8 protein-coding genes are annotated in these 17,810 nt (G+C 41.5%); 7 read left to right on the plus strand and 1 reads right to left on the minus strand.

Annotation, left to right across the window (positions count from 1 at the left end; translation table 11 throughout):
- Nucleotides 1-666 precede the first annotated feature (666 nt).
- Nucleotides 667-2,598 carry a DEAD/DEAH box helicase gene (locus tag BSAG_RS07655; RefSeq protein ID WP_004313810.1) on the plus strand — a complete coding sequence of 644 codons (1,932 nt, stop codon included), beginning with the start codon at nucleotides 667-669 and terminating at the stop codon, nucleotides 2,596-2,598.
- A gap of 72 nt (nucleotides 2,599-2,670) precedes the next feature.
- On the opposite strand, the gene BSAG_RS07650 is transcribed toward BSAG_RS07655, so the two are convergent.
- The gene (locus BSAG_RS07650; RefSeq protein WP_004313809.1) at nucleotides 2,671-6,741 is read right to left on the minus strand and encodes a two-component regulator propeller domain-containing protein; all 4,071 of its coding nucleotides are present in this window, start codon (nucleotides 6,739-6,741) and stop codon (nucleotides 2,671-2,673) included.
- A gap of 354 nt (nucleotides 6,742-7,095) precedes the next feature.
- Here BSAG_RS07650 and BSAG_RS07640 point away from each other — a divergent pair, with 354 nt between their 5' ends.
- Genes BSAG_RS07640 through BSAG_RS07615 form a run of 6 tightly spaced genes read left to right on the plus strand, consistent with a single transcriptional unit; the run spans nucleotide 7,096 to nucleotide 17,545 of the window.
- Nucleotides 7,096-10,233, plus strand: a complete 3,138-nt coding sequence (locus BSAG_RS07640) for a SusC/RagA family TonB-linked outer membrane protein (RefSeq protein ID WP_008015620.1) — start codon at nucleotides 7,096-7,098, stop codon at nucleotides 10,231-10,233.
- A gap of 12 nt (nucleotides 10,234-10,245) precedes the next feature.
- Nucleotides 10,246-11,865, plus strand: a complete 1,620-nt coding sequence (locus BSAG_RS07635; RefSeq protein ID WP_004317653.1) for a RagB/SusD family nutrient uptake outer membrane protein — start codon at nucleotides 10,246-10,248, stop codon at nucleotides 11,863-11,865.
- A gap of 24 nt (nucleotides 11,866-11,889) precedes the next feature.
- Nucleotides 11,890-13,704, plus strand: a complete 1,815-nt coding sequence (locus BSAG_RS07630; protein WP_004317655.1) for a SusE domain-containing protein — start codon at nucleotides 11,890-11,892, stop codon at nucleotides 13,702-13,704.
- Nucleotides 13,705-13,712: 8 nt separating this feature from the next.
- Complete coding sequence (locus BSAG_RS07625) at nucleotides 13,713-14,852, plus strand: glycoside hydrolase family 76 protein (protein WP_004317658.1); 1,140 nt, start codon at nucleotides 13,713-13,715, stop codon at nucleotides 14,850-14,852.
- An 8-nt stretch (nucleotides 14,853-14,860) separates the two neighbouring features.
- Complete coding sequence (locus BSAG_RS07620; protein ID WP_004317660.1) at nucleotides 14,861-16,039, plus strand: glycoside hydrolase family 76 protein; 1,179 nt, start codon at nucleotides 14,861-14,863, stop codon at nucleotides 16,037-16,039.
- A gap of 36 nt (nucleotides 16,040-16,075) precedes the next feature.
- Complete coding sequence (locus BSAG_RS07615) at nucleotides 16,076-17,545, plus strand: glycoside hydrolase family 125 protein (RefSeq protein WP_008641652.1); 1,470 nt, start codon at nucleotides 16,076-16,078, stop codon at nucleotides 17,543-17,545.
- The last annotated feature ends 265 nt before the right edge of the window (nucleotides 17,546-17,810 follow it).

Genomic DNA, 17,810 nt, shown 5'->3' on the forward strand with positions numbered 1-17,810 from the left:
AGCCACCGTGATGAATATATATAGCCACCGTGATGGACATATAGATGCAATACGGTGAGTATATAGATCCAATCTGTTGAATCTACAGATGTACCAATTCAAGTATTAACAGATGAGAACCAAGGTATTAACACCTGACAACTAAGCTATTAACATCTGACAGTTCATCTATTAATACCTGACAATGGATTTGCTATAAGCATATTTTCATTAGCTATAATGATATCCGGATTAGCTATAATGATATTGGTTTTAGCTCAAAGGATATTTTGAAAAGCCAAGGTGAAACCGATAATGTTCTGTTTCACCTGATTTCACCCCTCGCTTTCACCCGCTATAGCCTTATTCATCGGCATTTCAAGAATCAGGTGAAAGCGATGAATGGCAATAATCTTATAGTGGCATTGATGATACTTTATTTATAAAAAAAGAGGTAAGTTACGCAGTATTCCGCTATCGAATGAGTCAGAACTGCACAGTTTAGTTCATTTTCACACCGGAATGAATCTATTTTGTTAAGAATATGATTGCTCTGAATCAAATCCCCCAATTTTCAGACTGATCCATAAATATGATGACGTCTACAATAATTATCCGTTATCAACCATTCATTATCAACTAAATTAACTATCTTTGCAGCCGAAATAAAAGATATACAGAGATTTAATGAAGACATTTGAAGAGCTTGGTGTTTCTCCGGAGATACGTAGAGCAATTGAAGAAATGGGATACGAGAATCCCATGCCGGTACAAGAGGAAGTGATTCCGTACCTTTTAGGAGAAAATAATGATGTAGTAGCTCTTGCACAGACAGGAACAGGTAAAACAGCCGCATTCGGTTTGCCTCTGCTCCAACAAATTGACGTAAAGAACAGAATCCCACAATCACTTATCCTCTGCCCTACTCGTGAGCTTTGTCTCCAAATAGCAGGAGATTTGAACGACTATTCCAAATACATTGATGGACTAAAAGTACTGCCTGTATATGGAGGTTCTTCCATTGACAGCCAGATACGCAGCCTGAAACGAGGCGTACATATCATCGTAGCCACTCCTGGACGTTTGCTGGACTTGATGGAACGCAAGACCGTTTCCCTATCCACCATCCGCAACGTTGTAATGGACGAAGCAGACGAGATGCTGAACATGGGATTTACAGATAGCATTAACGCTATTCTGGCTGATGTACCGCAAGAACGTAACACACTGCTTTTCTCCGCTACTATGAGCCCGGAAATTGCACGTATCTCCAAGAACTATTTACGTAACGCGAAAGAAATTACTATTGGCCGTAAGAACGAAAGTACCAACAACGTTAAACACGTAGTTTATACCGTACAAGCGAAAGATAAATACGAGGCTTTAAAACGCATTGTCGACTATTACCCGCAAATATACGGTATTATTTTCTGCCGTACCCGCAAGGAAACACAGGAAATTGCTGACAAATTAATGCAAGAAGGCTATAATGCCGACTCGCTGCATGGCGAACTTTCACAAGCACAACGAGACACTGTCATGCAAAAGTTCCGTATTTGTAATCTGCAGCTGCTTGTTGCTACGGATGTAGCAGCCCGTGGTCTGGATGTGGACGATTTGACTCACGTCATCAACTACGGCTTGCCTGATGATACAGAAAGCTACACTCACCGCAGCGGACGTACAGGACGTGCCGGAAAAACCGGTACTTCTATCGCTATCATCAATCTCCGCGAGAAGGGAAAGTTAAGAGAAATAGAACGAATTATCGGCAAGAAATTCATTACCGGAGAGATGCCGACTGCGGCAGGCATTTGCCAAAAGCAGTTGATTAAGGTTATTGACGACCTTGAAAAAGTAAAAGTAAATGAAGAAGAAATCGCAGGCTTCATGCCGGAAATCTATCGTAAACTAGAATGGTTGAGCAAGGAAGACCTGATAAAACGAGTGGTTTCGCACGAATTCAACCGTTTCGCAGAATATTACCGCCACCGCCCGGAAATAGAACAACCAACAATTGAAAGCCGTAGTGAACGTGCCAGAAAAAGTGACCGCAAAGAAAATGGTTTCGAAAAGAGAAGTCGGAAAGCTGCTCCAGGCCTCAACCGCCTATTCATCAATCTGGGTAAAACAGACAGTTTCTTCCCCAGTGATCTTATCGGCTTATTGAACAGTAATACACGCGGACGTATCGAGTTGGGACGCATTGACCTGATGCAGAACTTCTCTTTCTTCGAAGTACCTGAAAAAGAAACCGTCAATGTTCTAAAAGCTCTAAACCGTGCCAAATGGAATGGTCGTAAAGTTGTTGTAGAAGTCTCCAGTGAAGAAGGTGGAAAAGGACACGAAAACGGTTCGGGTGAACGCAAAGGCGGTAAAAGATCCGGTAAAAACGAAGAGCGCGCTCCACGCTATGAAAATAAAGACAGAAAATCTAAGGATGCTTCTGCCAAAGGTTCAAAATCCAGCAAGAAGGAAAAACCAAGCCGTGCAGAGCGGGGATATTCGGATGCCCGCGGACCGAAAAGGAAAGATAACTGGCAGGAATTTTTCAAAGATAAAGAACCCGACTTTAGTGAAGAAGGATGGGCGAGAAGAAAGCCCAAAAAGCAACTTTAATCTTCCGAGAAATTGAGGGTGTGTCAAAATGATAAACTATTCAAACCCTTGACACACCCCCACTCAATTATACTAATGAAAGTCCTTCTCTTTCAAATCTTTTTTTTTCATCTCTCTATACTGCCGCGGAGGCATTCCGAACTTTTGAGAAAACACTTTATAGAAAGTACCTCTATTCGTATAACCCGCCTTATTCATAATCTCCTCTACTGTAAGATTTGTAGTAAGCAACAGGCGTTCCGCTACCGTCAGACGATACTCTTTGATAATGTCAGCCGGAGTTTTATCCGTTACATTCTTCAATTTCCGATAAAACTGACGAGTGCTACACCCTAATGAAGCGCTCAACAACTCTACCGAAAGCTCCGGATTCTCCACATATTCATCTATCACTCGCATCATTTTCTCAAAGAACGACTTGTCTTCTTTATGCAAAAGATGCCCGTCTTCCAGTTTAAAAGCACTATAAATAGAGCTATAATACTCTTTCATATCCTCTTTACGCCTAATCTGCCTTTCTACAATCTTCTCTAGATATTCGACATTAAAAGGTTTTGTAACGTATGCCTCCGCACCCGATTCGATTCCTTTCACTTGCTCATCAATATAATTAAGTGCCGAGAGCAATACTAGCGGAATATGACTCAACAATTTATCTTCCTTCACAATCTTCGCAAATGCCCGTCCATCCATATCCGGCATCATCACATCCGATAAAATCAAGTCCGGTTGTTTCAGTTTCAGCTGTTCCAACGCCTCCTGAGCACTATTAAACGGCTGCACATTATATTTACCCGCAAAAATTTCTGTCACAAACCACAACATAGAAGGATCATCATCAATAATCATTATAGTCTGCCTAGAAGCGTCATAATCTGCAACAATATCCTTCTTCTGCTCTACTGGTTTATCGCTAATTGGCATTACTTGCTTCTTCAGTTCCTTCAATTCTCCTGATTTCGCATCAGTGACAGTCAACATCGGCAAAACAACCTCAAAAGTCGTCACCTCTTCCGGTATGCTCATCACGCGAATCTCTCCAGCAAGCAGATTCACCATACTATGACAAATAGCCAGTCCCAAGCCATTTCTCGGGAAAGCTTCGTTCTTATTCTGCGTTTCAAAATCATCCAGAATCTTATAGCGGTCGAATATCTTATCCAGATTCTCCTTCTTAATTCCCTTACCTGAATTGGATACACGGATACAAAGCCTTTCTCCTTCAATACATTGCTCCACAGTTATCTTACCGCCATCGGAGGTATATTTGAAGGCATTCGATATCAAATTATTGACAATTTTACTCAAGCAACTCACATCTGTATTCCAGCGATCTCCCTCCTCAATATTTAGTTGATAATCCACCTTTCTACTTTCCACCCATTCACCAAAAGATTCGGCAATGCCCCGAGTATGCTCATCCACAGCTACCTCTTGTATATCCAATACCTTATGCCCTGTTTCTAACCGACGAAATTCTATCAATTCTTGAATCAGCGAATTCAGTTTCTGTGCATTCTGTTGAACCAAATCAGCATATTTACGGATATATCCATCTGTTCCGGCATAAGACAGAATCTTCTCACAAGGTCCTGATATTAAAGTAAGAGGCGTACAAAATTCATGTGTGATATTTGTAAAGAACCTTAATTTAGATTCATAAATTTCATCTCGTTTTTGTCGGTTCAGTTTCTCAATAATAATATCCCGTTTCCGACGATAGCGACGAATAGCCATATAAACAAGCCCCCAAAGCAAAAGAAGAAACAGCAAGAAATATCCCCAATAAGCTAATTGTGTCATATACCAAGGAGGAGCAATACGAATGACCAAAGAGTACGGCTTGCTTTCTTTACCCATAATATTACTCCGGCATTTCACCCAAAGAGTGTATTGACCGGGTGGAAGATTGGAGAAAACAGCCGTTGTAGAAGAGCCGTTCTCTATCCAATTATTGCTTAGTCCGTCTATCATATAAGAATAAGTATAATTATTACCATTGATATAATCGACAGCTACAAAAGATAAATTGAAAAAATTCTGGCTATAATCCAGTTCCAATACTTCCACATCTTTATCTTGCCGCAAAAAATGATAAATATTATATTCTTTTCCAAAGATAGATAGACGGTAAAACTGCAATTTCGGCATATATTCCATAGCCGTAAGATCGTTTTCATTGATAGTAATAAATCCGTTTGTTCCACCGAAGAAGAGAGTCCCTGTACGCTCGTCCTTAAAGAAAGCACCATCACTGAACTCTGTGACTTCCAGATTATTCTGCCGATTATAAGCCTGGACAGTATTTGCCTCAATATTAAACCGTACCACCCCTTGATTGGTACTTAGCCAAAGATTATGTTCGCCATCTTCCAAAATGCCGTGAACCGTATTATTGGGGAATCCATCTGCCTCATTATATACCCGATAATTACCGGGCGACTGCATGTGTGTCAACCCAAAACTAGTACCCAACCAATAGCCTTTTTTATTTGAAAGAATGGCAAAAATATCATTTACAGCCTGGTTACTGACTTCCTGGTCAAAACGAAATGGCATCATCACCTCCGTCTTCACATTCATCCGGTAAGCACCATAACCACGATTACCAAACCATAGAATGGAATCATTTTCCTGATGAGACGTAAAAAAGTAATTAGAAGCTCTTCTCCCTCCATCTAACACAATTCTTCGGGTAAACATAACTTTAGGTTCTCCATCAGAAACGTTCAGTACAATTTTCACAATTCCCTCACCTACAGTAGCCACCCAAATCGTACTGTCATTCAATTCACATATAGAGTGCACATATCTCAACGTCTTACCGTCAACCATAACAGGAAACTCTTTTACTTTTCTCTCCCGATAAGAATAATAGTTCATCCCATGCTCCGTTCCTATCCACAGTCGATTCCAACAACTAGGAGCAAAACAGTAAACGGAATTATCCGTCAACGAACTATTCCCTGTATGCAACCGTTCCACATCAAACTTTCCTCCCGTATCTGGAGCATAACGGAGCATACGCAAAATTCCATCTCCTTTAGTCCCTACCCATAACGTTTGTTCATCATCCAAAAACAAAGCCCGCACCGGAGTGTTAATTTGATAGTCAGAAGTATCCAATAAAGTATTCCGAATAGAAAAATGGTCGATGAAATACATATATACCCCCTGTCCATCAGTTCCCACCCAAATAATATCCTGAAATCGATCTTTAAACAGACAGAAAATGCCGGATTCAATGCCGATTGATTGCATGACATATTTAACCTTACTGTCGGACTGATATTTCAAGCAAATCAATCCACTGCTTTTGAAACCGACATAATAATCATCTCTTTGCTTGACAATAGAAGAGACCTGCCCTCGCTGAGCTATCTCCTCTTTCAAATCAGCTATGAAATATTTATTCCGGCTACGCAAATCATACTCATAAAGATCATAAGCACCGTCAATAAAATAAACCAAATCTCCTTCTCCTGATGTCCAAAACAACTCTCCCTCCTGCTCAAACAACGACTGAAGAATAAGTTCCGGGATACTATCTTCCTTCTTTTCAATAACATAACTACGGACATCACCACTAGAAGAAAAAATCCATAGAACATTCGCACTATCCACACATATATACTGTATATCCTCAAAAGCTAACCGCTTTGCATTCAAACGGTGGAATTTAAGTCCTTTCCGATCAAAATAATAAATATAACCGTCATCCTTAATGACCAAGACATCATTCTCCCGCGTTTTTGCCATACAGCTAATATCCTGAAAGTCTTTAAACCGCTGAACAGTCTGCAAATGAGTATCGAAACGGTCGAGTCCATAATTCGTCTGTATCCATAAAACATGGTCTTCCGCTTCCATTATATTATCAATCAAGTTACCTGACAAATTGTTCCGGACATCAACAGGCTTATACAAACGGAGTTCAGTCCCATCAAACACATTTAATCCATCACACGAACCAATCCAGATCAATCCATCACAATCCTGACAAATAGAAAGAATGGCGCTATTAGACAATCCGTTTTTGCTGGAAAACTGACGCAAACTATATGCTGTAGCCTCAACATCCAACAGACTCCACCAACCGATAACGAGAAAAAAGAAAAATCGAGAAAGATATGTTTTTCCCATAAGCAACAAAGTATTTCATTCAATAGCAAAGGATGCAGTTCATTAATACAAAAGTAATAAAGAAACTTCTTACACCAATAATAAACAGATAATAAATTGCACGATTTTCCGCCATTTCCTCCTCAATTCCTGCCATTTTATCAAGAAAAGACATAAATGGCATAAATTCGTACATACATTCCTCAGCACCACCCCCATATTTGCAACGTCTGATTTTCATAACGGTCAAGACACTATTTTATATTAACCATTAAACACTAATACGTATGACCTAAAAGTACTCTCCATTCAAAATCAAAACTAGCATCAGAGAATTTTAATCATTTAATTTAATTCCTTAAATCAAAACAAGGTATGACTTGTAGAAAGTATAAACTTTTGTTTTTCAGTCTCGCTATAGCCTCTTTATTTATTCTGGCGCCCGACATTAATGCCGGACAGGCGAGCATATTGAGCACTTCGCAAACGAAGAATACCCTCGTAAAAGGAACGGTAAAAGATGCATCCGGTGAACCTCTCATCGGAGTAAGCGTAAGTGTAAAAGGCAAGTCGGGAATCGGAACAATTACAGACATCAACGGCAACTTCTCCATTCAATGTGACGCCAATGATACACTAGTTTTTTCGTACATCGGCTATGCTACTCTAGAGTTTCCGGTTAACGGAAAGAGTTCTCTTTCCATTAGCATGAAAGAAGACACGAAAGTCCTCGATGAAGTTATTGTAGTAGGATATGGCACAACAACCCGTAAAAGTGCGGTAGGTGCGGTAGACCAAGTAAAAGCCGACATGATTGAAAACCGTCCGGTGGCAAACATGACTCAGGCATTGCAAGGAGCAGCACCGAACGTTATCATACAGCAACGTAACCACAACCCGAATGATAACAAAACGAATTTCAATATCCGTGGTATCAGTACGCTGAATGACAATAGCCCTCTATTTGTGATAGACGGACTGGTAGCTGACGGTGAAAGCTTCAATAAGCTGAATCCGATGGACATCGAAAACATCTCTATTTTGAAAGATGCAGGAACGGCCGCTATCTACGGTTCACGTTCTTCCAACGGTGTAGTAGTGGTGACCACCAAAAAAGGGAAAAAGAACCAGCGTCCGGTAGTCCGCTTGAGCGGCATGATAGGTTGGGAAAATCCGGACATCCTGTTCTCTCCGGTAGCAGGCTATCAAAACGCAACACTGAGAAATCTTGCAGAAACCAATGCAGGCAATGCTCCCAAGTATACTCCTGACCAAATCCGCGATTTAGCCGCTCATCAGAATGAAGAGAGCTGGTTCTTTGACCAGATTATGCGAACAGCCATGCAACAGAATTATAACCTAAGCGTATCCGGAGGTAGCGAACACTCTACTTACATGATTTCAATGGGTTATTACGATCAGGAAAGCAACTATGTAGGAAACGACTCTTTCGGTGTTCAACGCTACAACTTCCGCACAAGTCTGAGTACTGAGCTCGGACGCTTCAAACTGACCGGAATCCTTGCTTATGCCCGCAACAACAGTGTAAGCACTACCGGAGGAAGCCTGGAAGTAGATGCCGCCCGCACCCCGACCTACTATTACTATAAAATGAAATCAGCAGACGGACGATACCTACTGAATGATATATTGTCCGAGTTCAACCCACTGGGACAGTTGGAAGCGGGTGGAAGAAATAAATACCGTAATAACTACATCAACACAAACGTTTCCGCCGAAATGAAGATTATTGACGGATTAAAATTGAAAGGAGTGTTCGGTGCTGACATCATGAACGACACACGTTTTACCAGGAATCATGCAGTGGCTTATTATAGTAGCGAAGAAGCCACAGAACCGCGTCCAATCAAAAAAGAGAACAACAAAACCAGTAACTGGAACAGTAACGCCTATCTTATCAATACTCAACTGCTATTGGATTACAACAAAACATTCGGCAAGCATACGGTCAACGGTCTAGTAGGATTGACCAACGAGTCATACACACAAAGCAGTAACGAAATAGAAAAGAAGTATGTAGACCCCGATTTAGGTATTGCTACTGACGAAACAACCAGTGAGCCGGGAAACATCACAGGAAAAACTTCCGTTGACGACAGTAACCGCACCAGCATAACCTCTTTCCTTGGACGTGCAGGTTATTCGTATGCCGACAGATATTATGCAGAATTCAGTTTTCGCTACGACGGAGCTTCTAAGTTCCACAAGGATTATCGTTGGGGCTTTTTCCCCTCAGTTTCCTTGGGGTGGCGCCCTACAGAAGAATCCTTCATGGAGTTTTATAAAGAAAAGATAGGCGACTTGAAGTTACGAGCCTCTTATGGTATCTTGGGCAGTCAAGCAATCGGTACTTACGATCGTTTTACCGTATATGACGTGTATGACAACAGCTATGCCTACAATAACAAAACGGTATCGGGAGCCGGATTCAAACTGGGACTAGAAAATCTGACTTGGGAAAAAACCCAAACATTCAATATCGGTGTCGATGCCTCTTTCCTACAAAACAGTCTGACTGTCACTTTCGATTACTTCCATAAAAGAACGAATGACATCTTAATGAAACCGCTGATTTCTTCCGTATTCGGTACGGAAATGCCTATGGCAAATATCGGCAAGATGCAAAATCAGGGATGGGATCTATCTGTCAACTATCGATTGAAAACTGGGGCGTTTACTCACAATTTCAACTTTAATTTGGGAGATTCTTGGAACAAGGTATTGGAATTCCCCGGAGACGAACAAATTACCCAAGTGGAAGAGTTAAGCCGTATCATCCGGGTCGGTGTTCCCTTGAACTCTTATTATGGCTATAAGATGGCAGGATTTTTCCAAAGTTACGATGAAATTGAAGCGTCTGCCATACCAGTAGGAGCTAAGGTACAACCCGGAGATATTAAATTTGTAGACCGAAATGACGACGGTATCATCGACTCAAAAGATAAGTTTATTCTTGGTAATGCCTTCCCACGTTATACTTTCGGATTCACCTACGGTCTGAACTGGAAAGGGATCGATTTCAGTATGTTCTGGCAAGGAGTAGGCAAACGTGACATGATGTTGCGTGGTGAATTGATAGAACCATATCACGCCAACTACTCTTATACCATTTATAAACATCAACTGGATTTCTGGACACCAACCAATACCGAGGCCCGCTGGCCAAGATTAGCAGCGCCAGGTTCTGACTCCAACAGAAACAACTACGGCAATGGAAACGGCTCCGACCTCTTCTTGCTAGACGGTAAATACTTGCGGTTGAAAAACCTCACGATTGGTTATACCCTGCCCAAAGAATGGACTAAACATTTGGGAATGCAAAAAGCCCGCTTGTATATAAACGGTCAGAACTTACTGACATTCAGCAACAACTCGTTTATAGACCCGGAATCATCCGAATTTGATTCCAAAATGAGCACAAGCGGTGCCAATAGTGGGCGTTCGTATCCTACTCTGCGTTATTTCGGATTTGGTGTAGACATTGAATTTTAATCAAACAACAGTATGAAAAGATATAAACTTCTCTATTTAGTGGCTGGGGTTGCTTCCGTGCTGATGACCGGTTGCAACGATATGGAAAATACCCCGTCCAACAAATTCACGGACAACAGCTTCTGGAACTCCACAGAGAAAGCACAATACGTAGTTAACATGGCCTACAGCCAAATGTACAATGCCGGAAGAATGTGGCAGGACGAAAGTCTGAGTGACAATGTATTCGACGGAAGAAATGTAACCGACCCGCGTGCCATTCGCAAAGGTATGGGCACTCCTTCTTTAGAACTCTTTAAAAATGAATGGAAGGATCTATACGGTGGTATCAAAACCTGCCATGTGTTTCTGGAGAAAGTAGATCTGGTTCCGGGAATGAATGTAGCTGTCAAAGCACGCATGATTGCCGAAATTCGTTTTATCCGTGCCTTTATCTATTTCCGGCTAACTAATCTGTATGGAGATGTGCCATTCTTTGACAAAGATATTACAATTGATGAATCCAACTCCATTGCCCGTACTCCACGTGCTACCATCATCAGCTTCATCCATCAGGAATTAGAAGATATAGCAAACGCACTTCCCACCCGTGACCAATTGCAAGATGCTGAACAAGGCAAGATTACCAAAGGAGCGGTCAGTGCTCTACAGGCGAGAGTCTACCTAATGGACAGTGACTGGGATAACGTTATCAAATATTGCGATAATCTGATAAAGAAACAGAATGAATATGGCACATACAGCCTTCTCCCCACTTATCGTAGTGTTTTTGAAGAAACCAACGAATATAATCAGGAGATTATTCTAGACCGTGCATACGTTCCTTTCCTACTGACATGGGGTGAGATGTCAGATATGGCTCCGCTATCAGTTGGTGCACGTCTTTGTAACCGCGCTCCGCAACAATCGTTGGTAGACAGTTATTTAATGGTAGATGGCAAAGCATTCAATGAAAATAGCCCGTTATACAATCCAAGTACTCCGTATGCCAACCGCGATTTGCGGCTGACCGCCACTGTTGTTTATGACGGTTATGACTGGAGTAAGAATGTTTCGGACGGCAGTACAGGAACTATCATTCAAATCAATCCGCAATCCAACACAGTGGATAAGTATGAAGCCGGAAGTAACAAAACTGCTACCGGATATTACACCCGCAAATACTATAGCCCACAAGCAAAAGGTGATATGAATTCTGGGGTAAATCTTAGCATCATACGTTATGCCGATATTTTGTTAATGTATGCAGAGGCTCAATTTGAGAAAGGAAACATGGATGCTACTATCTGGAATCAGACCATACTCCCACTCCGAAACAGAGCTGGATTCACAGAAGAAGCAAAAGCTTATCCTACCGAAAAGACAGAAGCGGAAATGAGACAAATCATCCGTAACGAACGCCGTTGCGAACTAGCCCTCGAAGGATTGAGATGGTATGATATCAAACGCTGGAAAGCCGGAAAAGAATACCTTGAAGGATATGTTTATGGCGCAAACTTCAACAACGGTAATCCTATCCGACTGGATAAACGTCAGTTCGACGAAAACAGAGATTATTTATGGGCAGTTCCTCAAAGCCAAATCAACCTGAATCCGAATCTAGCCCCTAACAATCCCGGATATTCTAACTAATCACCCTATTAAAAGGAAATTAATATGAAAACAAAAATAACAAAAGTAGTCGCCTTATTCACTACATTAGCAATCATCTTCTCATGTACGGAAGATATGGAATACAGAGATACGGCAGTAAGCCCGGTGAATCAACTTTATGAACCAATCAGCGGAAAAAGTGTAGAACTAGTAGCATCTGCTACCGCTTCCCTATTCTTCGAATGGGAAGCAGCGAAAGCTGAAGACAGTGGCTCACCGCTCTACGAAATCGTTTTCGACAAAGAAGGGGGAAACTTTTCTAATCCTCTTTACAAAGTATTGTCTGACAACAACGGGGCGCGCAATTACGCGACTATCAGTCATAAAACACTGAATAAAATAGGTGCAGCAGCAGGATTGAACAGTGGAGAGACAGGTACAATTATCTGGACGGTCATCGCATCACGCGGTCTGAGCACGGCAATGAGCAATGTCTCACATAAACTGACGATCACCCGTATGCTCGGATTTGCAGAGGTTCCATCTCAATTATTTCTCACCGGTGAAGCAACCGAAGGGGGAAGTGATATCAGTCAAGCAGTACCTTGTTCCTCACCCGAACAGGAAACATTTGAAATCTTTACCCGTTTGAAAGGAGGAAAAAGCTATAAGCTGGTAGATAAAACCAATGACAACGCAAACTATTTCTACATTGATGGAAATAGAATTGTAGAAGGCGAAGGCGAAACGACAGTAGAAAAAGACGGAATCTATCGCATCACTATGGACTTCTCTATTGCTTCAGTCTCTATTCAGGAAGTAAAATCAGTAGGAGTATTTTTCTGCCCGAGCAACAAGGTTATTTTCGAGCTGTCTTACAAAGGTAACGGAATATTTGAAGGAGAAGGCAAAGTAACGTTTAAACAGGAAAGCTGGGGAAAAGACCAACGTTACAAACTGTTGATGTCTTACAGCGATAAAGATATGTATTGGGGAACATTGAATGACGTAGATTCATCTCCGAACGGAGCTGGTCAAGAAGATTCATATTACTTTATCAAAGAATATGGAATCAATGAAGGTAATGAACCGCAATGGAATCACAAATGGAAATTTGACAATCAGTTTGATGGTAGCATGACCAAAGTCACCGTTAAATTCAACGGAGCAAACTATACACATTTTGTATCTCTCGGAGACGGTGTATCTCCTGAAGAACCGGAAACAACTCCTAAAAACTTATTCTTGACAGGTGAAGCCAGTGAAGGGGGAAATGATATCAGTAAAGCCGTGCAATACAATAAACTGGGAGAAGGCATATTTGAAATATTCACCCGGCTGCAAGGAGGAAAGACTTATAAGATGGCTTCTTCTCAAGAAGCAGATGCAAAGTTCTTCTATATAGAAGATGGAGAGATTAAAAGTGGAGACGGAATTACCACTGTCGAAAAAGACGGAATTTATCGTGTTAAGGTAGATTTCTCCAACAAATCAGTCATTACAAAAGAAATTAAATCAATGGGACTATGGCACTGCTGGGATCGAAATGTCCTTCTTGACTTACCCTATATAGGAAATGGAGTATTTGAGGGAACAGGTACAATAAGTCCTAGTAATAATGACAATCGTTACAAACTCCTAATGGTATATGCGGACGATAGCGAATTGATTTGGGGCACCAAAAACGACACAGACGTAGTACCAGGAGCAAACCCAGATCCATCCTATTTCTATATCATGGAAACAAATGATAATGCAGAAGCAGGTCAATGGGATCGTAAATGGAAATTTAATGATGGAATCATAGGAAATAATACAAAAGTTCGTGTTATTTTTACCGGTGAAAATTACACCCATTCTATAGAACCAGTTAATTAAGAAGATGTATGAAAAAACTATTATTATGTGTCCCGTTCCTCGCGCTGATGTTCCAAAGTTGCAGCAACATCGAAGACGAGTATATGTACGACAAGGGGCTTTATACAATCAACTGGGAAGCAGCAGCAGACAGTAGCTCGGTCACCATAATTAACCGTTTCTGGAATGAAACGGGCAATTACTTCAACTATGAAAGCGACGGTTATGACGAAACTTTTCATTACTGGCCGCAAGCGCATGCTATGGACGTATTGATTGATGCCTATATTCGTACTCATGATGCTAAATATAAAGACTGCTTCGACAAGTGGTATGCTGGCATCAATTCCAAAAACGGCGGAAGTTATTGGAATAACTTCTACGATGACATGGAATGGATTGCCCTGACCATGATACGTTTGTATGAAGTCACCGATGAAGCTAAATATCTGGATACAGCCAAGCAACTTTGGAATTGGATTAAGGAAGGTTGGAATGAAGAATACTGCAACGGTGGTATCGCATGGAACCACGGTGATGTATGGAGCAAGAATGCCTGTTCCAACGGTCCTGCCGGCCTCATCGCCTGTCGCTTATATCAAATAGAAAAAGTGGAGGAATACAAAGAATGGGCTATCAAGATTTACCAATGGGAAAGAGAACATCTGTTCAATCCTGCCACAGGAGCTGTCTACGACAATATAGACGGAAGAACGGATAACTTAAATACTCTGACATTGAGTTATAACCAAGGGACATTTCTCGGAACAGCCCACGAACTGTTTAAGATTACAGGAGAAGCATCATATTTGAAAGACGCCCGTAAAGCCGCTTATTTCGGAATCAGTGACGGCAGTATGATTGACGCAGGAAACAATCTTCTCCGAGACGAAGGAAACGGTGATGGCGGACTGTTCAAAGGAATATTCATCCGTTATTTTGTGAAACTCATTTTAGATGATAATTTGGAACCCATTTATCAGAAGAAGTTTATCACCTTCTTCAATAACAATGCGGATATATTATGGAGAAAAGGCGTCAACAAGTCCGACCTTCTCTACGGAAGTAGTTGGGCAAAAGGAGCCGAAGGCAGCACTCAACTGACCATACAGACAAGCGGCTGCACCCTGATAGAAGCAAAAGCTTATTACGAAAAATATAAAAAATAACAAGAAACATGCGAATTATTGAAACCGTACTGTGTGCTGCTTTCCTCACCGGATGCGCACCAAAGGGGAATAGTAATCCAAACATCAATTTAGAGAGAGCCCAGCAAACGCTGGACTCCCTCTATGTTCACTATTCAGTACCCAACACTTGTCTGCTTCGCGAAAATTTTCCTTTTGACGAGAAGCACAAAGTCACTTATCTGGCATCAGAAGAACAAGCTAACGTGCCAAACGCCTATTCGTATCTCTGGCCTTACTCCGGAACATTCTCCGCAGTAAATGCACTGTTCGAAGCCACTCAAAACAAAGAATTTCAAAAACTACTGGACGAACGGGTATTACCGGGACTTGATGAGTATTTTGACACTGCACGCACTCCCAATGCTTATTCGTCGTATGTGCGTACCGCTCCTGTGTCAGACCGTTTTTATGACGACAATGTATGGTTAGGCATTGATTTTACAGACACTTACCAACTCACCCAAAACAAAAAATATTTGGACAAAGCCACACTTATATGGGATTTTATAGAAAGCGGAACAGATAGTGTGCTCGGAGGCGGGATCTATTGGTGCGAGCAGAAAAAAGAATCGAAGAACACCTGTTCAAATGCTCCTGGTTCTGTTTTTGCGCTAAAACTATTCAAAGCAACAAACGACAGCAGTTATTTCAAAAAAGGTAAAGCGTTGTACGAATGGACTAAAGAACATTTGCAAGATAGTACAGATTATCTATATTTCGACAATATTCGTTTGGATGGAAAAATCGGAAAAGCCAAATTCGCTTACAACAGCGGACAAATGATGCAGTCCGCTGCCCTCCTTTACCAACTGACGAACAATCCGGTTTATCTGAAAGAAGCTCAAAGCATTGCCAAAGAGTGTTACAACTACTTCTTTTATGATTTTACACCCGTATCCGGAGAACCATTCAAAATGATAAAGAAAGGAGATATCTGGTTTACTGCCGTGATGCTCAGAGGATTCATCGAACTTTATCATCTTGACAAGAATAAAACATATCTCGATGCCTTTAACAAAAGTCTCGATTATGCCTGGGAGAACGCACGTGATGAAAAAGGACTGTTCCATACAGACCTCAGCGGCAATAAAAAAGACAATAAAAAATGGCTGCTGACACAAGCTGCCATGATAGAGATGTACAGTCGGCTTTCTGCCTTTGAATAAACTACTGTAGAACATTAATAAATGATAAAAAGAAATATGATAAAAAGAAACGCACGACTTTGCACCCTTGCGACAGTTCTATTTATCGGAAGCAATATGAACGCTTCCACTTTCATTTGTCCTAAGGACAATACCATGATTGCCAAGCAAGCAGAAATTACCGGAAAGTATAAAAGCCAGCGTCCGGCTAAAAAAGACCGTTTATTCACTTCACAGGCAGTAGAAGCTGAAATCTTGAGAGTGAAGAACCTGCTGACCAACAGCAAACTTGCCTGGATGTTCGAGAACTGTTTTCCCAACACATTGGAAACAACCGTACACTATCGCACCACCGATGGCAAACCGGATACTTTTGTCTATACCGGAGACATCCATGCCATGTGGCTTCGTGATTCGGGAGCTCAAGTGTGGCCATATATCCAGCTAGCTCATAAAGACCCGGAATTAAAGAAAATGCTCGAGGGCGTTATCCGCCGCCAATTCAAATGTATCAATATCGACCCTTACGCAAATGCTTTCAACGACGGAGCTAAAGGGGGCGACTGGATGACAGACCTGACGGACATGAAGCCGGAACTGCACGAACGTAAATGGGAGATTGACTCTCTCTGCTATCCCCTCCGCCTGGCTTATCAGTATTGGAAAGAGACGGGAGACGCCAGTATTTTTGATAATGAATGGATTCAAGCCGTCATCAATATCCTGAGAACATTCAAAGAGCAACAGAGAAAAGAGGGAGTAGGTCCTTATAAATTCCAGAGAAAAACGGAACGTGCGCTTGATACGCTGAACAACGACGGGCTGGGCGCTCCGGTAAATCCTGTAGGATTAATCGTTTCGGCTTTCCGTCCTTCCGATGATGCTACCACCCTTCAATTTCTGGTTCCTTCCAACTTCTTTGCAGTTACTTCACTCCGGAAAGCTGCTGAAATATTAGAGACTGTCAATCAAAAGACCGAATTGGCAACACAATGCAGCGAACTGGCACAGGAAGTGGAAACGGCTCTGAAACAATATGCAACCTATAATCATCCCAAATACGGCACAATCTACGCTTTCGAAGTCGATGGATTCGGAAATCATTTCCTTATGGATGATGCCAATGTACCAAGCCTGCTGGCAATGCCATATTTGGGCGATGTAGATGTGAACGACCCGATCTATCAAAATACCCGCCGCTTTGTATGGAGTAAAGACAATCCTTACTTCTTTAAAGGAAAAGCCGGAGAAGGTATCGGGGGGCCGCATATTGGTTATGATATGATATGGCCCATGAGTATTATGATGAAAGCCTTTACAAGCCAAGATGACCAAGAAATCAAAGAATGCATCCAAATGCTAATAAATACAGATGCAGGCACAGGATTCATGCACGAATCTTTCCATAAAGATAATCCTGAGAAGTTCACACGTGCGTGGTTTGCATGGCAGAATACATTGTTCGGCGAACTGATACTCAAGCTAGTAAACGAAGGAAAAATTGATTTACTGAATAGTATTCAATAAATAGTCGCCCCTTAGAATGTGCTTTTACGCCTAATAATCAACATATTAATATATAAATTGCTTTGATATATCTGCAAGTTTTTGTATCTTTATGGTTGAAAACTTGCAGATTATTATGATAAACAAGACCACCCCTCAGCCCTCCTTGTTCAGCTCTTTGACAGACCAGCTGAATCCCAGGCATCCCTTATACCTGCTTGCCAATAAGATAGACTGGCGCCGTTTTGAAGAAGCTTTCTCCCCGCTATACTGTGCCGTCAACGGT

The sequence above is a fragment of the Bacteroides sp. D1 genome, assembly GCF_000157095.2.
GTDB classification, from domain to species: Bacteria; Bacteroidota; Bacteroidia; order Bacteroidales; family Bacteroidaceae; genus Bacteroides; species Bacteroides xylanisolvens.